Source organism: Pseudomonas sp. R2-37-08W, assembly GCF_003851705.1.
In the GTDB taxonomy this organism is placed as follows: domain Bacteria; phylum Pseudomonadota; class Gammaproteobacteria; order Pseudomonadales; family Pseudomonadaceae; genus Aquipseudomonas.
Map to the genome: position 1 here is coordinate 5,110,308 of NZ_CP027728.1, position 13,898 is coordinate 5,124,205.

A 13,898-nucleotide genomic window follows, 5' to 3' on the forward strand; every position below is an offset into this window, starting at 1 on the left:
GGCTTGCTCCCGATAGCGGTGTATCAGTTGTAGCTATTTTGACTGAAGCACTGCAATCGGGGGCAGGCCTCCTCCCACATTTTTTGATGTGTGCAACCTTCAAACGCTATGGACGGCCCATGAAACGCCTGTACCTCGCATTGCTGCTTCTGCCAGCCTCGCACCTGCTCGCCGACACCCGCGACCAGGCCCTGAAGCTCTCCGACGTGGTCATCAGCGCCAACCGCCAGGTGCAGGCGCGCAATGACAGCAGCGCCGCCAACACCGTGTTCACTCGCGCCGATATCGACCGCCTGCAACCTTCCAGCCTGACCGATCTGCTCAGCCGTGTGCCCGGCGTGCAAGTCGCGCCCACCGGCGGCCGTGGCAGCTTGCCGGGCATTTACATTCGCGGCACCAAGTCTGCGCAAAGCCTGGTGCTGGTGGATGGCCAGCGCATTGCCAACACCACGTCCGGTGACAGCGGCCTGCAATACCTGAACGTCGACCAGATCGAGCGCGTGGAAGTGCTGCGCGGTTCACGTTCGGTGATCTACGGCAGCGATGCGATTGGCGGGGTGATCCAGGTGTTTACCCGGCGCAACGCCGCGCAAGGCCTGCAACCGCGCCTGAAGCTGGGCGTTGGCAGCAACCAGACGTGGCAGCGCAGCCTTGGCCTGTCGGGTGGCGATGAGCAGACGCGCTTCAACCTGGGCGCAAGCCTGGATGAAACCGCCGGCATCAATTCAACCCATCAGTCGTTTCCCAGCGATGGCGACCATGATGCCTACCGCAACCAGTCCCTGAGCCTGAACCTCAGCCATTCGTTCAGCGACGAGCTGGAGGTGGGTTTCAACCTATTGGATAACCGCGGCAAGTCGGAGTACGACAACAGCTTCGGGCGCTATGACTTCGCCACCGGGCAAAGCCTCGGTCAGAAACCCTACACCGACTACACCGTCAGCAGTGCCAGCGGCTATGTCGACGCCACCCTCAGCGAAGGCTGGCAGTCGCGCCTGGAACTGGGCCACAGCGAAAACCGCGACACCAAGCGCGATACCCTCAGCGACGATTTCAGCGTGTTCAATACCTACCGCGACTCGGTCAACTGGCAGAACGACCTGACGCTGAACGACCGCAACAGCTTGATCGTCGGTGGCGACTGGTACGAAGACCGCTTCCACGGCTCCACCACCTTTACCGAAGACAGCCGCTGGAACCGCGCCGCCTTTGTGCAGCACCGTTTCCAGGGTGAGTGGTTTTCCACCGAACTGGGCCTGCGCCGCGACCAGAACCAGCAGTTCGGCGGCCAGAACAGCTGGAGTGGCACGCTGACGGTGCCGATCAACCCGGACAACGATGTGTTGCTCAGCTACAGCGAAGGCTTCCGTGCGCCCACCTTCAACGACCTGTATTACCCCGACACCCAATACAGCAACCCCAACCTGCAACCTGAGCGCTCAAAGAGTTACGAGCTGCAATGGCGCAGTCAGTTAACCGACAGCACCCGCCTCGAGGCCTCGCTGTACCGCACCGACCTGAGCGATGCGATCATCCTCGACGGTAGCAAGCCGCAAAACGTGGCGTCGGCGCGAATCAATGGTTTTGAAGCGGCGCTCAAACAGGACCTGTTTGGCTGGCAGGGCAACCTGGGCGTGTCGCTGATCGACCCGCGCGACCGCGACAGCGGCCACACCTTGGCGCGCCGTGCACGGCGCACGGTGAACCTGGACCTGGACCGGCAGTTCGATCAGTTCGGTGTAGGCGCAAGCTGGCAGGCGATCGGCAGCAGCTACGATGACGAAGCCAACCGTAATCGCCTGGGCGGTTACGCCTTGCTGGGCCTGCGCAGCAGTTGGGCACTGAGCCACGCGGTGTCGCTGTCGTTGAAGGTCGATAACCTGTTGGACAAGGCCTATTCCCGCGCGCGCTACAGCTATAACGATCCGGCGTTCCTGAACAATCAGGACTACCGGGAAGAAGGCCGGGTCTGGATGTTCGGCGTAACGTGGACGCCGCAGATGTGAGGCGGCACTACCCTCATCTATTGATATGTGAATACATTCAAATGTGGGAGGGGGCTTGCCCCCGATAGCGGCCTCACACGTTCGGCGCAATCACCTGACACAACCGCGCCAGCGCTTCCAGCATCTGCGCGCTGGGCCGTTCCAGGCCCTTGTCCGGCACCAAGCGCACGCGCGCCATCATCGTTGGCCACACCTTCCAAGCCTCCAGTTGCGCCTGATCACCCACCAGAATCAGCTCGGGATCACGCTGCAACACTGATTCGACACTGACCTGCGGCGCCGGCAGCGTGAGATCGTCGAATACATTACGCGCCCCGCACACCGTCAACGCATCACTGATGATCTGCCCACCGCCCACGGTGTACAGCGGTTGGTTCCATACCTGGTAAAACACCCGCACCGGCTCGGCGCGCTGATAGCGCTGGCGCAGGTCGGCGAGGCGTTGGCGCAGTTCGGTGGCCAGCGCTCGGCCGGCCTCCCCGCGCCCCAATTGCTCGGCAATGGCTTGGACCTGAGCGGTCAGTTGTTCAAGGCTAAGGGGTTCGGCGATGTACACCGGCAGGTTCAAGCGCTGCAACTGCTCGCGCTGGGCCGCGCCGATGCTGCCGGGCCAGAGCAGGATCAGATCGGGCTTGAGGCTGAGCAGGCGTTCCATGTCCAACTGGCCGTAGCGGCCGACCGATGGCACGTTTGCCAATTCCGTCGGACGATCGCCGCCATCGAGCACGCCGACCAATAAATCAGCGGCACCCAACTCGACCACGATTTCGGAAAGCGACGGCGCCAGGCTCACCACCCGCTCGACCGCCACCACCTGGGCGCTGAATACCAGCAGCAACGCCAGCCCGTAGCGCTTCATCCCAACTGACGCGGTATGCGATAGAGGTAAAACAGCACCATCGTCGATAGCGCCAGCAAGAACAGCGGCACCGCTTCCAGGCCGACGAACACCGCCAGCGCACCGATCCAGGCTGGCAATGCCGCCACCAGCAAGGCCGTGCGTCGACGCGCCGCGAGGGCGATCCAGGCGGCGGGCTCTTCAGGGGTATCGAGGGCTTTGGAGGTGGCGATCAGCGCGTGTTTATAGGCGTGAAAATAACGCAGGCTGAGAAACATCGAGGCCACGCCGGCGATAAACAACGGCATGGCCAGTACGGGAAGCAGGGACTCGGCACGGCCGAACACCAGGTTGATCACAAACAATGGCAGCAATGCCAGGGCCAGGTACTGCCACCAGTTGAAGGACAGTCGCCGTTTTACCTGGCCGCGGGTCACGCGCGGTCGACCTCGCCTTGATGCTCATTGCCCATCATGTGGTCGAGCTTGCTGGCTTTGGTGGCCAAGTAGAGTTTGTTGTGCGGGTTGTGCCCGGTGTGCAGCGGGACGCGCTCGGCCACGGTGATGCCCATTTCGGTCAAGGCTTTGACCTTGCGCGGGTTGTTGGTCATCAGGCGCAGGGATTTCACGCCCAGGTGCTCAAGCATTGGCAGGCAGATGGCGTAGTCACGCTGGTCGGCAGCAAAGCCCAGGCGCTCGTTGGCTTCCACGGTGTCGGCGCCGCCATCTTGCAATTCATAGGCTCGGATCTTGTTCAGCAGGCCGATGCCACGGCCCTCCTGTCGCAAGTACAGCAGAACGCCACGGCCTTCACGGGCGATGGCCTGCAACGCGGCTTCCAATTGCGAACCGCAGTCACAGCGCTGGCTGAACAGCGCGTCGCCGGTCAGGCATTCGGAATGCACGCGGCCCAGCACCGGCGCACCATCAGCGATATCGCCCAGGCTGAGCACAACGTGCTCGCGCCCGGTGGCTTCTTCGAGAAAGCCATGCATGGTGAACGTGGCAAAGGGGGTAGGCAGCTTGGAAGCGGCGACGAAAACGACGGGCACCGTGTGCTCCTGATTTCAGATTTCACAGAGGCGGGCATTGTAACAGCCTGTTCCTACAGACGCTTAAGCTGAATGATCGCTGATAAAGATCAATAGGTTCGATTGGCCTTCGGCTTGGTTCTATGCAGGTCAGAACGGATACGGCTGTTTCCAGCGTTCGAAAACCGGCTTCAACTCGCCGTTTTTCACCAGGGCGGTCATGCGCCGGTCGTAGACTTTCATCAATGCCCGCCCGCGTTCGTTATCGGCAAAGGCTATATAGAGCGGCAGTTCCATGATGTGGGTGAGGGTGAACCGGGACGGGTCGTCGGCCTGACTGAGCACGTACTTGGCTTCGGTGAGGGCCTCAATGTAGAAGTCTGCATGGCCGTATTGCAGCATCGCTAAAATGCCGCTGCGGCGCTGGACCTGGTTGAAGCGGCGCACATTCGGCAAATATTTCTCGTATTTATAGCCACGCACCCAGGCCAGGCGGTAATCACCGAGCGTCGCCAGGTTGGGCGTGGGCAACGTGGCCAGCCCGAGGGCATAGATAGGGTCGGAGTCAAAAGGCCAGTGCGGGTACAGCACCTGGTCAGCTTCGTCGCGATAGACACCGACGCAGCCATCCACCTCGCCACGCTGGGCCAGGCCAATCGAGCGGGTATAGGGCGCGCTGTGGATTTGCAGGGTGACGCCTGCCGGTTCAAACACCCGGCGCAACACGTCCCAGGCCAGGCCGCTGCCATCTTTGCCGGTATAGTCGTTCCACTCCTCGCTGGCCAGCATGATCTTGCCAGGCACCGGGGCTTCATCCGCCTGGAGCACAGCGGTAAAGGCGCACAGCATGATCAGCAACCAGCGGCGCACACTCATAGTGACGGCTTCCTACGTGGAGATATTCATATGAAGGGTAGCCCAGGGCGCCGGCTACGGCAGCTCGCGGAAATGCTGATAGCCGTGCACTGCCGGGGTAATGTCCTGGCCGTGGCTGTCGAGCAGCGTCACGCCCTGCCCCGCTTCGGCCCGTCCGATCACATGGATCGGCCAGCCATTGGCCCGTAACGGTGCCAGTTCGGCCTGGGGTAGCGTGAACACCAGCACATAGTCGTCGCCCCCACTCAACGCGGCCACACGGGCCTCGTCGTTGCCGACAAACGCCAGCAATGCCGCCGACAACGGCACCGCATCGCGCTCGATCAACAGGCCGACAGCCGATGCCCTGGCGATATGCCCGCAATCGGCCAATAACCCGTCGGAGATATCCATGGCCGAGGTTGCTTTACCGCGCAGGGCCAGGCCCAACGCCAGTTGCGGTTGCGGCGACCAATAGTGGGCGAGCAGCGGTTCGGCGATGGCGGCTGCCGCACTGCGCTGACCCAATACAAGCGGCAAGGCCCCGGCCGCATTGCCCAACTCCCCACCGACGCACAGCAGGTCCCCCGGCCGCGCACCGCTGCGCGTCAAGGCAAGCCCGGCCGGCACGCGGCCAAACACGGTCAAGGTCAGGCTCAGCGGCCCCCGCGTGGTATCGCCGCCCACCAGGCCCACGTCGCAGCGTTGCGCCATGGCGTTCAAACCTTGGGCATAGCGTTGCAACCAGTCGGCATCGACGGTCGGCGTGGTCAGGGCAAGGGTAAACGCGAGGGGGTGGGCGCCCATGGCGGCCAAATCGCTCACCGCCACGGCCAGCGAGCGCTGGCCGAGCAGGAACGGGTCACACGGGTCGGCAAAGTGCACGCCGGCCACTAAGGTGTCTGTGGAAACTGCCAGCTGCTCCCCGGCAGGGAGCGCGAGCAAGGCGCAGTCGTCGCCGATCCCCAGGGCAATACCTTCGCCGCCTTGCGCACAGGGCGCGGCGGCGAAGTAGTTGCGGATCAGCTCGAACTCGCCCACGGGACTCAAGCGCAAATCAGCGCTTGTGTTCCTTCACTTCGGCTTCACGCAGGCGCGGAGCCAGCTTGTCGAGCACGCCGTTGACGAACTTGTGGCCGTCGGTCGAACCGTAGACTTTCGCCAGTTCGATGCCTTCGTTGATCACCACGCGGTACGGTACGTCGACGCGCTTGAGCAGTTCCCAGGTGGACAGGCGCAATACGGCCAGTTCAACCGGGTCCAACTCTTCGAGGGTCAGGTCCAGGCATGGCGACAGCGCGGCGTCGATCTCGGTCAGGTTGGCCGGAACACCGTGCAGGATGTCGTGGAAGTAGCTCTGGTCGGCGAAGGTGAAATCGTTGTCGACGCGAAATTGCGCTTCGATTTCGTTCAGCGAGGTACCGGCCATGTGGCGCTGGTACAGGGCCTGGGTCGCGAGCTGACGGGCCGCGCGACGCTTTTCGCTTTTCGACGGTTTGCCGGCGTCGGCTGGACGCTCGTCGCGAGGGTTGAAACGATCGCTCTCGTCGGAAATCACTTGGCCTCCAACTGCGACAGCAGGCTGACCATTTCCAGGGCGGACAGGGCAGCTTCAGCGCCTTTGTTACCGGCCTTGGTGCCGGAACGCTCGATGGCTTGCTCGATGGAATCCACGGTCAGCACGCCGAATGCGACCGGCACGCCGAACTCCATGGACACCTGGGCCAGGCCCTTGGTGCATTCGCCCGCCACGTATTCGAAGTGCGGGGTACCGCCACGAATGACCGCGCCCAGGGCGATGATCGCCGCGTATTCACCCTGCTGGGCAACCTTTTGCGCAACCAGTGGAATTTCGAAGGCGCCAGGGGCACGGATAATGGTGATGTCGCTCTCGCTCACACCGTGGCGAACCAGGGCGTCAACGGCACCGCTTACCAGGCTTTCAACCACGAAGCTGTTGAAGCGGCCAACCACCAGGGCATAGCGGCCTTGGGGGGCGATGAAGGTACCTTCGATGGTCTTCAGGGTCATTCGACAAATCTCTTAAAGAGCCGGGACGCGAAAAGTGCGTCCCTCAGTGATGATTTAACCGCGAACAAGGGGCAAAAAATCGCCAGCCTTTATTCGGAGGGCACGTATTCTACAACTTCCAGATCGAAACCGGATATCGCATTAAATTTCATCGGTGCGCTCATCAGGCGCATTTTGCGCACACCGAGGTCGCGCAGGATCTGCGAACCGGCACCGACGATGCTGTAGGTGGTCGGTTTTTTCACCGGCGCGTGCTCCGCCGTTTCGCGGATATGTGCCAGCAACACGTCGCCATCCAGCGGGTGACCAAGCAACAGCACCACGCCACTGCCCGCCTGGGAAACCGCGGCCATGGCGGCGCGCAGGCTCCAGCGGCCAGGCTGCTTGACCATCAGCAAGTCGCGCAGCGGGTCCATGTTGTGCACGCGCACCAGGGTTGGCTCGTCGGCGCAGATACTGCCCAGGGTCAGGGCCATGTGCACGTCGCCTTCCACTGAATCACGGTAGGTCACCAAATTGAATTGGCCCAGTTCGCTGTCCAGCGGCTGCTCGGCAATCCGCTGAACGGTACGTTCGTGGATCATGCGGTAGTGGATCAGGTCGGCAATGGTGCCGATCTTGAGGTTGTGTTCGGCGGCAAACGCTTCGAGTTCGCTGCGACGGGCCATGGTGCCGTCGTCGTTCATCACTTCACAGATGACCCCGCTCGGCTCGAACCCGGCCATGCGCGCCAGGTCGCAGGCCGCTTCGGTATGGCCGGCGCGGGCCAGGGTACCGCCGGGTTGGGCCATCAGCGGGAAGATGTGGCCCGGGCTGACGATGTCTTCGGCCTTGGCATCCTTGGCGGCGGCAGCCTGCACGGTGCGGGCGCGGTCGGCGGCGGAGATGCCGGTGGTGACGCCGGTCGTGGCTTCAATCGATACGGTGAACTTGGTGCCGAAACCCGAGCCATTGCGCGGCGCCATCAATGGCAGCTTGAGCAATTCACAGCGTTCGCGGCTCATGGGCATGCAGATCAACCCACGGGCGTGCTTGGCCATGAAGTTGATGTGCTCAGGCAGGCAGGCCTCGGCGGCCATGATGATGTCGCCTTCATTCTCGCGATCTTCGTCATCCATCAGGATGACCATCTTGCCTTGGCGGATGTCTTCAACCAGTTCTTCGATGCTATTGAGCGCCACGCGGCACCCCCTTGGTCAGGATTTCAGGTAGCCGTTAGCGGCCAGAAAACTTTCGGTGATGTTACCCGATGCAGGCTCTGCGGCCTTTTCGCCGAGCAACAGGCGCTCCAGGTAACGGGCAAGCAAGTCCACTTCCAAATTCACCCGGCGACCTGGCTGGTAGGCCGCCATGATGGTTTCACTGAGGGTGTGGGGAATGATGGTCAGTTCGAATTCGGCGCCATTGACAGCGTTCACGGTCAGGCTGGTGCCGTCGACGGTGATCGAGCCTTTGTGGGCGATGTACTTGGCCAGCTCTTTCGGCGCGCGGATACGAAATTCCACGGCGCGCGCGTTTTCGCTGCGCGCCACGACTTCGCCGACGCCATCGACATGGCCGCTGACCAGGTGGCCGCCCAGGCGTGTGGTCGGCGTCAGGGCTTTTTCCAGGTTGACCGGGCTGCCGGCCGCAAGATCGCTCATCGCGGTGCAGTCCAGGGTCTCGCGGCTGACATCGGCGGCAAAGCCATTGCCCGGCAGATCGACGACGGTCAGGCACACACCGCTGACGGCGATGCTGTCGCCCAGCTTGACGTCGCCCAGATCGAGCTTGCCGGTTTCAACCAGCAGGCGGATGTCGCCGCCCTTGGGGGTCATGGCGCGGATGCTGCCGATGGCTTCGATAATGCCGGTGAACATGTCGTGCTCCTGAAAACGGGGGGCTGACGCTTGCGCGCAGGCCGGGAATTATACGCTCGCGGCCGGCAGCGGGACGGCGGTGATTCGCCAGTCGTCGCCAACCGCGCGCATGTCAGTGATCTTGAGGTGGGGGGCGTCGACGAGTTTCTCAAGCGGCCAGTCCAGCAAGGGCCGGGCTGCGGAGCCAAGGAACTTGCCGGCGACGAAAATCACGTATTCGTCGACCAGGCCCTGCTGGGCAAACGCGCCCGCCAGGCTTGGGCCCGCTTCCACCAGCACGTCGTTGACGCCACGGGCGGCCAGTGCCACCAACGCTGAACGCAAGTCGACCTGGCCCTCGACACCCGGCACCACCAAGCACTCGGGGCCACGGGGGAACTGGTTTTCCGCGGTCACGCACGTGATCACCAACGCCGGGCCCGCCTTGAAGAAAGGTGCATTGAGCGGCACGCGCAGGCGACCGTCGATCAATACGCGCAGCGGCGGGCGCGACATGGCCAGGGCGGTGGTGTGTGCATCCAGGCCCAGCTCGGCGGCGCGCACGGTCAGGCGCGCGCCATCGGCCAGCACCGTATCGGCGCCGGTCAGCACCACACTCGCTTCGGCGCGCAGGCGCTGGACGGCGGCGCGGGCGGCAGGGCCGGTGATCCATTGGCTTTCGCCGCTGGCCATCGCGGTGCGCCCGTCCAGGCTCATCGCCAGTTTGACCCGCACAAACGGCAGGCCCTGTTCCATGCGCTTGAGAAAGCCAGGGTTCAGCGCGCGCGCTTCAGATTCCAGCACGCCGCTACGAATCTCGATCCCGGCCTGGGCCAAGCGCTGCATGCCGCGCCCCGCCACTTCCGGGTTGGGGTCCTGCATGCCGGCCACTACCCGTGCCACACCGGCGCTCACCAGCGCATCGGCGCAAGGCGGCGTGCGGCCGTGGTGGCTGCACGGCTCGAGGGTCACGTACACCGTAGCGCCACGCGCCTTGTCACCGGCGGCGCGCAAGGCATTAGGTTCGGCGTGGGGCTCGCCGGTGCGCTCATGCCAGCCTTCGCCGACAATCTGCCCATCGCGCACGATCACGCAGCCCACCCGTGGGTTGGGATGGGTGGTGTACAGGCCCTTGCGCGCCAATTCGAGGGCGCGGGCCATGTAATGGGCGTCGAGCACAGCCTGTTCAGCGGTCATTGTTTGGAAGGCTCACGGGCCAGGCGGTCGATTTCTTCGCGGAACTCATTGAGGTCCTGGAAGCGTCGGTACACCGAGGCGAAACGGATATAGGCGACTTCATCGAGCTTTTGCAGCTCGCCCATCACCAGCTCGCCCACCACCAGGCTCTTGACCTCGCGCTCGCCGGTCGCGCGCAACTTGTGCTTGATATGCGCCAGCGCCGCTTCCAGCCGCTCGACACTCACCGGGCGTTTTTCCAGGGCGCGCTGCATACCGGCGCGCAGTTTTTCTTCGTCGAAAGGCTGGCGGCTGCCGTCGGACTTGATCAGACGTGGCAATACCAGTTCGGCGGTTTCGAAGGTGGTGAAACGCTCACCGCAGGCCAGGCATTCGCGCCGGCGACGCACTTGGTCGCCCTCGGCGACCAGACGCGAGTCGATGACCTTGGTGTCGTTGGCACCGCAGAAGGGACAGTGCATGGTTGGCAGGCAACAAAAAATGGGAGGGCCATGGTAGCGCATCCCCGTAGCAAGACAAGCCATAGCCTTTACGGTATATAGGCAGGCTTATATGTTTCATATTTTTAAGCCACGGATTTTGTCCTTTCTGGAGCCGTACATGCAGTTACGACCACTTGTTTTAGTCACCCTGTTCAGTTTTCTGGTCGCCTGCAGCAGCGAAGCCCCCAAGCCTGCCGCGCCGCAGCCAACCCCTGCACAAGAGAAAAAAGTCCCCGGCATTGAAGACCTCGGTCCCCTGCCCGCCTACCAGCGTGAAATCAGCGGCAACCTGACCAACGTGCCGGCCGGCGCCGAAGTCGAAATGGCGCTGCTGGTGATCGACGACCGCTCGCGTCCGCAACAACTGCTTGCCAGCAGCGTGTTGACCGGCAACGGCAAGCCCCTGGCCTTTCGCCTGCGCTTCAACCCCGAAGCGTTCCCGGCCGGTGCGCGGGTGGAATTGCGCGCTCGCGCCAGCCAGTCCGGCCAGTTAATCCTGCACCTGCCCGCCGTGCGCATCACCCAGGCGATTACCCAGACCACCGGCCCCCTGCAGCTCGTCAAGGCACCATGACGCCACCGCTGCGCCTGCAACGCGCCCTGAGCGAGTTGATCGGCGACGCACAGCTGGTGCCCTGCACGCTGCCGGGCACCGAACTGTCGTTGTGGCTGCTCGACGCCGGCAACATGGACCGCGCCTTCAGCCAGGAAGAAACCCGGCGCATCCTGCATGAGCCGCCCTACTGGAGCTTCTGCTGGGCCAGCGGGCTGGCGCTGGCGCGCTATCTGGCGGCGCATCCCGAGTGGGTAGCGGACAAGCGCGTGCTGGATTTCGGCGCCGGTTCCGGCGTGGCCGCGATTGCAGCGGTCAAAGCCGGGGCACTGGAAGTGGTGGCCTGTGACCTGGACCCGCTGGCGCTGGCCGCTTGCCGGGCGAATGCCGAACTCAACGGGGTGAAACTGAGTTATTCGGCGGACTTCTTCACCGAAGCCGATCGCTTCGACCTGATCCTGGTGGCCGACGTGCTTTACGACCGCGCCAACCTGCCGCTGCTGGACCAGTTCCTGACCCGTGGCCGCGAAGCCTTGGTGGCCGATTCGCGGGTGCGCGACTTCCAGCATGCGGGCTATCAGCGCCTGGAAGTGCTGGACGCATTGACCTTGCCCGACCTGGCCGAGCCTTGGGAGTTTCGCAAGGTGAGCTTGTACCATTCGCGGCGATGATCGCCAGCGTTACAAATTTCCAGCAATAAATTGGTTGAGACAAGAAAAAGCACGGCGTGGAAAATGCCATTCCTCGCTCGCAGCTCTGACAGTCGACTGCAATGTCTTCGCACACAAATTCTCTGATAACCAAAGAAGCAAAGGACTTGTCAAATGCAGGGCATCTGCCTAACCTTTGCGCTAATACACCCGCCATGCCTCTGGTTGCTTCGGTAACCAAGCACAAATTGTGCGGGTTTTTTATGCCCGGTATTTTCGGAGCATGAGGTCATTCAGCAAACCTGCCATCGATGTTCCAGCTCAACTGGAACTGCTCAAGCTGCGCGGACTGATAATTTGCGCCAAGTTAGTCCACGCATTCGCTGGCGCCGCAGCCTGCATTTGCTTATCAGCGAGTTTGCCGAGGTCAGTATCAAAACAATGGGTTTCCCTCATAGGTATCTACACAACTTTGGCGTAGCCCTGAACCTGTGGCGAGGGAGCTTGCGCCCGTGGCGACCTGGCGGCCTATAGCTATCTGACTGATGCCGCGCGATCCAAATGTGGGAGGGGCGGTGCGACGATTCGACTTGCCCCCGATGGCGGCCTGACAGCCGACCAGGATGTTGGATCAAGGCGAGTACATATCCGTTGCTGCGGTAACGACGGCTTAGGGTTCCGCCCTTACGGCGTCTCACTTTTGAAAAGCGCAAAAGTAAGCAAAACGCTCATGCCCCACCACTCGGCACCTCGCTTAGGCTCGGTGTGCCCGTAATCCGACAGTGATTTGGGGGGCCGCCGCCACGCGCCATCCATGGCGCGGGGCGGCTAAACCGGCATCCCTGCCGGTTTACCCCCCAAATCAATATCGAATTCCGGCCAGCGTGGTTTAACGGGGCGCCTAGATCAAGAGCAAGATCAAGAGCGGCTCGCTTCGCATCGTGGTTAGCGTAGGCTGCTACAAAGTTGTGTAGATACCTATGCTCAAGACTGGTACCTCGACCCGTTTTGGCACGCGTCCGAGCGCTGACTCCCATACGACTTCCGATAGCCCACGCCAGCCCTTATAGTTGCCCCCATTCCCGCTTTATTCGAGACGCCTCATGAGTGAGCCCACGCCGTACATCTTCGACGTCACCACCGCCAACTTCGACCAGGCGGTGATTCAGAACTCTTTTGAAAAACCTGTGTTGGTGGATTTCTGGGCCGAGTGGTGCGCGCCGTGCAAGGCGCTGATGCCGATGCTGGCGCAGATTGCCGAGAGTTATCGCGGCGAATTGCTGTTGGCCAAGGTCGATTGCGAGGCCGAGCAGGACATCGTTGCGCGTTTCGGTATTCAGAGCCTGCCGACCGTGGTGCTGTTCAAGGACGGTCAACCGGTGGATGGGTTTGCCGGGGCGCAGCCGGAGTCGGCGGTGCGGGCGATGCTCGAGCCCCATGTGCAGATGCCACCACCGGCTGCGGCCGATCCGTTGGAGCAGGCACAAGCGTTGTTCGCCGAAGGCCGCATCAGCGATGCCGAAGCCGTGCTGGTGGCGCTGCTGGGCGAAGACAATACCAACGCCGCCGCGCTGATCCTGTACGCGCGTTGCCTGGCCGAGCGCGGCGAACTGGATGAAGCACAAACCGTGCTGGACGCCGTAAAAGGCGATGACCACAAAGCTGCCCTCGCCGGGGCCAAGGCGCAAATCACCTTCCTGCGCCAGGCGGCCGACCTGCCGGACGCCGCCGACCTGAAAAGCCGCCTGGCGCAGAACCCGCAGGATGACGAAGCGGCCTATCAGTTGAGCATTCACCAACTGGCGCGCCAGCAATACGACGCCGCGCTGGAAGGCCTGCTCAAACTGTTTATCCGCAATCGCAGCTACAGCGAAGGCCTGCCGCACAAGACCTTGCTGCAGGTGTTCGAGCTGCTGGGCAACGATCACCCGCTGGTCACGGCGTACCGCCGCAAATTGTTTGCCGCGTTGTATTAATCGCCCATCCAGCTGTACAGCGGCGTATCCCCGCCGCTGGTCACCTTCACCTTGGCGCTGTGGCGCAGGCGCACCAACAGGCGCTTGCCTGCCGCCGCATCGCCGGCCAGGCCTTCCAGTTGATCCAGTAACTCCAAGCCGCTGAGCTGCCCGGCGTTGCGCAACAGATCCTGGGCGTTCTGCCATAGATCCTCACTTTGCCTGAGCGGTACCGCAGTCGACTCGGTAGGCACCGGGGCGGCCTGCAGTTGTGCGCCCAACCGCGCCCAATCGCCGTCGTCCAACTCCAGGGTCAAGTCCACCGGCAGGTCGCCGACGGTTCCACGAATTCGCAACATCGTCCTTACTCCTGCATTTTTTCTGACGGGCATGCTCCCATGCAGCTTGCGCAACGCCAAGCGGCCGGTCAAACTCTCGGCACCAGTGTTATAAGATCACATAA

Annotated in this window: 16 protein-coding genes; 4 read left to right on the forward strand and 12 right to left on the reverse strand. The window is 62.6% G+C overall.

What is annotated here, in order from left to right; translation table 11 throughout:
- The first annotated feature begins 119 nt into the window (after positions 1 to 119).
- A complete protein-coding gene (locus C4J93_RS23590) occupies positions 120 to 2,006 on the forward strand; it encodes a TonB-dependent receptor domain-containing protein (protein WP_124430583.1) in 1,887 nt (628 codons plus the stop codon).
- Between the two features lie 73 nt (positions 2,007 to 2,079).
- Here C4J93_RS23590 and C4J93_RS23595 read toward each other — a convergent pair whose 3' ends face one another.
- From C4J93_RS23595 to nrdR, 11 genes are all read right to left on the reverse strand, one after another.
- Positions 2,080 to 2,865, reverse strand: coding sequence for a cobalamin-binding protein (locus tag C4J93_RS23595; protein ID WP_124430584.1), 786 nt, complete (start codon positions 2,863 to 2,865; stop codon positions 2,080 to 2,082).
- Complete coding sequence (locus C4J93_RS23600) at positions 2,862 to 3,281, reverse strand: nuclear FMR1 interacting 1 family protein (protein WP_124364584.1); 420 nt, start codon at positions 3,279 to 3,281, stop codon at positions 2,862 to 2,864. The genes C4J93_RS23595 and C4J93_RS23600 overlap by 4 nt, the downstream gene beginning before the upstream one ends.
- Positions 3,278 to 3,895, reverse strand: a complete 618-nt coding sequence (gene ribA, locus C4J93_RS23605) for a GTP cyclohydrolase II (protein WP_057724861.1) — start codon at positions 3,893 to 3,895, stop codon at positions 3,278 to 3,280. The genes C4J93_RS23600 and ribA overlap by 4 nt, the downstream gene beginning before the upstream one ends.
- Positions 3,896 to 4,024: 129 nt before the next feature.
- On the reverse strand, positions 4,025 to 4,750 hold the full coding sequence (locus tag C4J93_RS23610; RefSeq protein WP_124430585.1) for an ABC transporter substrate-binding protein: 726 nt from the start codon (positions 4,748 to 4,750) through the stop codon (positions 4,025 to 4,027).
- 54 nt (positions 4,751 to 4,804) lie between these two features.
- Complete coding sequence (thiL, locus tag C4J93_RS23615) at positions 4,805 to 5,770, reverse strand: thiamine-phosphate kinase (protein WP_124405851.1); 966 nt, start codon at positions 5,768 to 5,770, stop codon at positions 4,805 to 4,807.
- A 16-nt stretch (positions 5,771 to 5,786) separates the two neighbouring features.
- Positions 5,787 to 6,287, reverse strand: a complete 501-nt coding sequence (nusB, locus tag C4J93_RS23620; RefSeq protein ID WP_101273191.1) for a transcription antitermination factor NusB — start codon at positions 6,285 to 6,287, stop codon at positions 5,787 to 5,789.
- A complete protein-coding gene (gene ribE / locus C4J93_RS23625) occupies positions 6,284 to 6,760 on the reverse strand; it encodes a 6,7-dimethyl-8-ribityllumazine synthase (protein ID WP_122539990.1) in 477 nt (158 codons plus the stop codon). Before ribE ends, nusB begins: the two co-directional genes overlap by 4 nt.
- A gap of 89 nt (positions 6,761 to 6,849) precedes the next feature.
- Complete coding sequence (gene ribBA, locus C4J93_RS23630) at positions 6,850 to 7,941, reverse strand: bifunctional 3,4-dihydroxy-2-butanone-4-phosphate synthase/GTP cyclohydrolase II (RefSeq protein WP_124430586.1); 1,092 nt, start codon at positions 7,939 to 7,941, stop codon at positions 6,850 to 6,852.
- A gap of 15 nt (positions 7,942 to 7,956) precedes the next feature.
- On the reverse strand, positions 7,957 to 8,619 hold the full coding sequence (locus tag C4J93_RS23635; RefSeq protein WP_124364588.1) for a riboflavin synthase: 663 nt from the start codon (positions 8,617 to 8,619) through the stop codon (positions 7,957 to 7,959).
- A gap of 48 nt (positions 8,620 to 8,667) precedes the next feature.
- A complete protein-coding gene (gene ribD / locus C4J93_RS23640; protein WP_124405409.1) occupies positions 8,668 to 9,795 on the reverse strand; it encodes a bifunctional diaminohydroxyphosphoribosylaminopyrimidine deaminase/5-amino-6-(5-phosphoribosylamino)uracil reductase RibD in 1,128 nt (375 codons plus the stop codon).
- Entirely contained in the window at positions 9,792 to 10,256 is a 465-nt protein-coding gene (nrdR, locus tag C4J93_RS23645) for a transcriptional regulator NrdR (RefSeq protein ID WP_124364590.1), read from the reverse strand. Before nrdR ends, ribD begins: the two co-directional genes overlap by 4 nt.
- A gap of 139 nt (positions 10,257 to 10,395) precedes the next feature.
- Here nrdR and C4J93_RS23650 point away from each other — a divergent pair, with 139 nt between their 5' ends.
- The 3 genes from C4J93_RS23650 (at position 10,396) to trxA (ending at position 13,456) form a co-directional block, all read left to right on the forward strand.
- Positions 10,396 to 10,851, forward strand: a complete 456-nt coding sequence (locus C4J93_RS23650) for a YbaY family lipoprotein (protein ID WP_124430587.1) — start codon at positions 10,396 to 10,398, stop codon at positions 10,849 to 10,851.
- Positions 10,848 to 11,501, forward strand: coding sequence for a methyltransferase (locus C4J93_RS23655; protein WP_124430588.1), 654 nt, complete (start codon positions 10,848 to 10,850; stop codon positions 11,499 to 11,501). The genes C4J93_RS23650 and C4J93_RS23655 overlap by 4 nt, the downstream gene beginning before the upstream one ends.
- Positions 11,502 to 12,583: 1,082 nt before the next feature.
- A complete protein-coding gene (trxA, locus tag C4J93_RS23665) occupies positions 12,584 to 13,456 on the forward strand; it encodes a thioredoxin (RefSeq protein ID WP_124364593.1) in 873 nt (290 codons plus the stop codon).
- Here trxA and C4J93_RS23670 read toward each other — a convergent pair.
- Positions 13,453 to 13,794 carry a hypothetical protein gene (locus tag C4J93_RS23670; protein WP_124372012.1) on the reverse strand — a complete coding sequence of 114 codons (342 nt, stop codon included), beginning with the start codon at positions 13,792 to 13,794 and terminating at the stop codon, positions 13,453 to 13,455. The genes trxA and C4J93_RS23670 overlap by 4 nt on opposite strands.
- Positions 13,795 to 13,898: the final 104 nt, after the last annotated feature.